This window comes from Pedobacter agri PB92 (assembly GCF_000258495.1).
GTDB classification, from domain to species: Bacteria; Bacteroidota; Bacteroidia; order Sphingobacteriales; family Sphingobacteriaceae; genus Pedobacter; species Pedobacter agri.
In genome coordinates, this window is the sequence record NZ_AJLG01000259.1 from 1 (window position 1) to 4,949 (window position 4,949).

6 protein-coding genes are annotated in these 4,949 nt (G+C 38.8%); 1 reads left to right on the forward strand and 5 read right to left on the reverse strand.

All coding sequences use genetic code 11. The features are described 5' to 3' along the window. Positions 1-31 precede the first annotated feature (31 nt). From ON09_RS22500 to ON09_RS24950, 5 genes are all read right to left on the reverse strand, one after another. Entirely contained in the window at positions 32-1,006 is a 975-nt protein-coding gene (locus ON09_RS22500; RefSeq protein ID WP_010603323.1) for a DUF5712 family protein, read from the reverse strand. Positions 1,007-1,008: 2 nt separating this feature from the next. Further along, positions 1,009-1,572 (reverse strand): BfmA/BtgA family mobilization protein, encoded by a 564-nt coding sequence (locus ON09_RS22505; RefSeq protein ID WP_010603324.1) that lies wholly within the window; start codon positions 1,570-1,572, stop codon positions 1,009-1,011. Positions 1,573-2,245: 673 nt separating this feature from the next. Then, positions 2,246-2,506, reverse strand: coding sequence for a helix-turn-helix domain-containing protein (locus tag ON09_RS22515; RefSeq protein WP_010603326.1), 261 nt, complete (start codon positions 2,504-2,506; stop codon positions 2,246-2,248). A gap of 267 nt (positions 2,507-2,773) precedes the next feature. Beyond that, positions 2,774-3,532, reverse strand: a complete 759-nt coding sequence (locus ON09_RS22520; protein ID WP_010603327.1) for a hypothetical protein — start codon at positions 3,530-3,532, stop codon at positions 2,774-2,776. A gap of 434 nt (positions 3,533-3,966) precedes the next feature. Next, positions 3,967-4,170 carry an RNA polymerase sigma factor gene (locus tag ON09_RS24950; protein ID WP_083838043.1) on the reverse strand — a complete coding sequence of 68 codons (204 nt, stop codon included), beginning with the start codon at positions 4,168-4,170 and terminating at the stop codon, positions 3,967-3,969. Between the two features lie 324 nt (positions 4,171-4,494). Between ON09_RS24950 and ON09_RS25505 the strand changes: the two genes are divergently transcribed. Then, positions 4,495-4,949 (forward strand): c-type cytochrome (locus tag ON09_RS25505; protein ID WP_010603328.1); only part of this gene is annotated, 455 nt, incomplete at its 3' end.

Sequence of the window (4,949 nt, forward strand, 5' to 3'; positions counted from 1 at the left end):
AGGATATCCTTGAAAACTATCCAACATATATTCATCGCTGCATTCCCTGGCCTTTTTGCCTTGCTTTTTTCCTCCTTTTCTTTTCAGCTTCTTCAATCGTATCCGAACCGATATCCGGAATAAAAGCAGGTTCCATCAAAACTTCCAAAAATTCGCCAATAGTTTTGCCGGTCGATCGGAGCATGTGCCCAAAGGATGAAAAAATTCCATCAGCAACACCTAAAGCAAGTTCATTAACCAATGACCTGTTTAGATGGTTATTTCTTGATGCCTCATTCAAGATATCCAGCTGCTCTCTTTGCAGTAAAGTACCATTCTTTAAAATATTGGCATGAGCAAGTGTATCCTTAAGGTTTCGTTCAAAACTGAACTGTTCATCAAATAATTTCTCCCCACACTGCTTAAAAGCCATCCGGTTAAACTGACCCATTTTTTTGGAGTGCTCCGTATTTCTTCCTTTCGAACTGTTCATGGGACTGAGTTTTATTTTATTAGTGATATCCCTGCGACTGACGATCACCTGGATATGCATCTGATTCCCATTTTTTTTCTCTCCACGCTTCTTGCTACCATCTTTAACCGCTGCATCTTTATGGTTGTAGTAGCGGTTATGCTCTACCTTTCCAAACCAGAGCAGATCCTTATTGCTGTTGATCCCGGGACGCCTGAAATTCTTTGCATATTCATCCATTACTTTCTCAGTGTATGCTTTAAGCACATTTTTCATATCAGCATCCCCGACCGAACGCTTTAAATGCTCCAATTCTTTCTGACTCGGGCTGATGTTAATCAGGAAAAACTTCGCCTCATTCCTTCCCAGCTTTGCATTGTTTCCATCCAATTCCCTGCGTACTTCATAGGCCTCCACATTTTGCCGGTTTCCATTGAACCATAATTCTGAATGCTTTAATGCCTCCGTGCGATTCTCCTTTTCCAGGTAATTTACCAGCCCACCGCTGCTCCCCTTATTGCCGGCTTCCTTATTGTCAGTGATATTGATATACATAGCTATAATAGGTCAATCTGGTTTCTGGTTATTTTAATCAGTTCCTCTTTATCCTTTGTAGGAGTCATCATATTAAAGGCATCTCTATTTTTGATGAATGTGCTGAGTATATAATGAAATTGTTTCTTGAGCTGTTCTTTAACAGCTAGTTTCGAAGAGATACCCTTCAGGATTTCATCTGTACCCTGAAGTTTTTGTCCATAGCTTTTAGTGACAGAAGAAAGTTCGTTTTGTCTGTTGGTCAGCTGTTCCAAGCCTTGCTCCAGCTCCTTTAAAAAATTATCGATGTTTTCCTGGCTAGTAATCATACGGCTTACATCCGTTTTGATGGGAATTAGCAAATCTTTTTCCTGAACCCGGATGAAGCCGATATGATCTTTGTGCTGCTTTAATAGTGTATTTTTTAACAGCTCGTCATTAAAATCCAGCGGATCTTTCTTGCACCGAAAGAAGTAATCAACCATCTGTGCAAATACGAGCCTGTTCGGACGACCCAGCTTTTGCGCGATCTTATTCATTTTTCCTCCCGTCTGCTCGTTATATTTTATGGTTCTTAATGTTTCCATTTTTAGCAGTTTGTTATTGATTAATCGGTTATGCATATATCAGTATATGTTGCCCTATAGATATATAGCATAAAAAGCATTTACACATTTAAATATCTCAAACCCTACCCCGGATTCTCATTTCATTAATCCTGCTGCCGTCAGCGGCTAAGAGAACCCCTGGAGGGTTCTCCAAACCGCCTTTACGCTAGCGTAAGGCCAAGATGGTGAGGCTCTGCCCAACCACCGCTTGCTCCTTTTTCTGAAAATGAAAAAGGACCTTTTGCATGATGCATAATCCCTCATATTTTAGATTCATGATTGCTTAAAGAGATATGTAGACTTTTAAATCTTTAGATATCTACATATCTCAATAGGCTTACTTTTCAATCGTTTTTTGTTTCACACCACCAGACCAAACTCCCCTTTTTTGGATGATAGGAAGGCTTATATCGGATATAACCATAAGCAATAAGCTGTTGCATGCACTTATGGTAGGTCGCAATTGAAGCAACTTTGGAGAATGCCATCAGTTTTCTCCTTGTAACTGAAAATGGCTCCCGATACTGGTTATTCTGCCAGCATAGACAGATTGCTGTCAGCATACTGATATGAGTTGGAAGCAATCTGCCGTCCAATTCTAATCGTAAAACAATGACCTCAAAACCTTCCCTTAGGTGGGTTTCATCGTTAATCATTGATTTCCCTCAAGCAGCTTTGTGATATCCTCCATTTTGTAATACATCATTCCTCCAATCTTGGTGTAATGCAGCGTTCCGTTGATTCGCAGATTCTGCAATGTACCAGGCGAGATACCCAGCAGTTTACGTACTTCAGCGCTTTTTAACCATTGTCTGTTTTCCGATTGTCCAGGCTTCATGAGCTGCCTGATCTCGCTGAGCATTTCGGTTTTCAGATTTTTCAGATCATCCCTTGTGATTAATTCTACATTCATCTTTCCTTGATTTATTTTATCATAAAACTATTTGTCAGCTCACAATACCAACAAGAAGGCCCTTTATCGAAAAGGCAAACTCACACGTCTTTAGCGGTATTTTTTGAACTGGGACAAAGAAAAATAAAGGAAATTGCATTTCGCTACCATACAGAATTGTATGGTAATGGATTGGTTAATAATAAAATGTATTATTCCGGAATCGGATAGGTATCGGATGATATTCTTATCAATCTTTTGGATGTATTTGTAGATTTTTAGCTATCGCTATTTTCTTATAATGCTCTTAATCTCGAAAAGATGTTGGTCTGCCGGAATGGATGAAGAGCGGGTACCTGGATTGCGCCTGTCCTTGGGGAAATATCTGCGAACACGGTTGAAGTCAATTTCTCTGTTGTCTTCCCGAAAATATTTGCAAATCATTTTCACCCACACAATTTGGAATTCCGCAAAAACTAATTGTTTGCCAGAAGGTAATTTTATCTCTTCCATTTGAATAACCAAATCTACAAAGCTTAGAAATCCTCCTTTAGGAATATTGATGAATTGAGTAGTTTCTAATTCGGTTGCATTCTTAAGTTCCAATTTAAGGGTTTCTATTTGTCTCTGAAGCTCATGAATATCTGACTCCTGTTTAGCGACAACACTACCGAAAGATTTATGAATATTCCATTTATCCAACGAAATCAATAAGCTCATGAAGTTTTCAAGATGAGCCAGCTGGCGCTGAGTTGTAACATGATTTTCCGCATAGACGTCTCTGCCATTCAATACTTTTAATTGCCTGTCCACTATTTCGAAAAGGCTTTTGAAATAGGTTTGCTCTTGACCTTCGTCAATATTTTCGAGATAGTAATGCAAATGGTGATTATAAAATTCTTTAAATCTGGTTGAATCCAGAGCGAAAATTCTTTTAAAAAGATGTTTTAAAAAATGTGACCTGCTCCAGGTGATTGGATTTCCAATATCCAAGGTAGTGCTGGAAAAATCAAAACGATCAAGCGGCTTGAAATAAATGATGCTCATAAGTTACCGGTTTAATCAAATATAATATTTGCATATGATTTTGAAAAGCTTCGGAGCCTAAATAAATCAATCTGTCGAATGTTTTATGAAGACCTGGTTTACAATTTTGCCATCGCTCTTACAAATTGGGAGGCTCAAGGGATAATGGCAACAAGTTTGCGTTAATTATATAGAAAGGGATTAAGCAGAGCCTACACAAGGCTTTACACAGGAAATTGAGAGATAGGTAAAATTATTGGTACCGAAGGATTATAGTTTTAGAATCAAAATTTTGCATATATAAGTTTACATAGAAACAGCTTTGATGCAATTTTAGAAAAACCAGATTTCAAAGTTTAATGAATTAATTCGTACTCTATTTATGCGCAGGCCACACAATCCTTACAATCTGGCAAGCTATTTTATTCAAAATCATCGATTAAACTGGTAGTGTTTTACGCACTCTTACGGATATGAAGGGCGGCATTGAAGGTATTTCTGAGGTTTATCACTGCGCTGCGGACTAGTGTTTTCACGCTCCCGAGTGGCATTTGCATTTCTTCAGCAGCTTCAGTATGGGTATAGCCAAGAAAATAAACCAGGTTAATGAGTTCTTTCTGCCGCCTTGGCAGCGACGAAGTAATTTTTTTAAGCCCAATAACTTTGGGAAGTGCTCGAAAGTTATCATATCCTGGATGAAATTAAGTATATATTGTAAATGGAGTTAACGGAACTATTGGGCCTAACTTTTTAAAGTAGAGTCATCGGAATGACTTAGTAAGCTTAGGCTCGAAACTGGGAAAAAGGCTTTCAATATATTTAAGTATACCTAGCAAAGGCGATTTTCGCACAGTAAGACGAGCTGCAATACCAAGGGAATTATGAAAAGGTCTTCTATAACAATTGGTTATCAACCATTATAATTGTTGATATAAATAATCGAACATCGGTAGGTAATTTTGGTTAAACAATAATCAATCACTATGAACGGCAAGGAGAACATTAACCAGGAAACCGGTGTGAAGCTAGCCACTACACTTATCAAGGTCTCATTGCTTTTTGTGCTGGCTGGCTGTATTGGTGTGATGGTTTTACTTGAAGAGAATGGCATGTTTGGAACGGATGAAACGGTACTCAAACAGGTGTCTGATGGAGAGCCATTAGCTAAACAGCATGTTTCAAAAGCTATCAAGTCTGATTGGATAGCTCCTGATACATCTACTATCCTTTCCGACGCAACAGGTCATCAAATAAGGTATGGCCGCGATCTCATTGCACATACCTCAGTTTACTTCGGGCCAAAAGGGATAGTAGGCAGGTTGACTAATGGAATGAACTGTCAAAACTGTCATAATGATGCAGGCAGAAAAATTTGGGCGCTTAATTATTCCGCCGTGGCTTCCACCTACCCGCAGTTCAAGGCCAGATCGAATAAGGT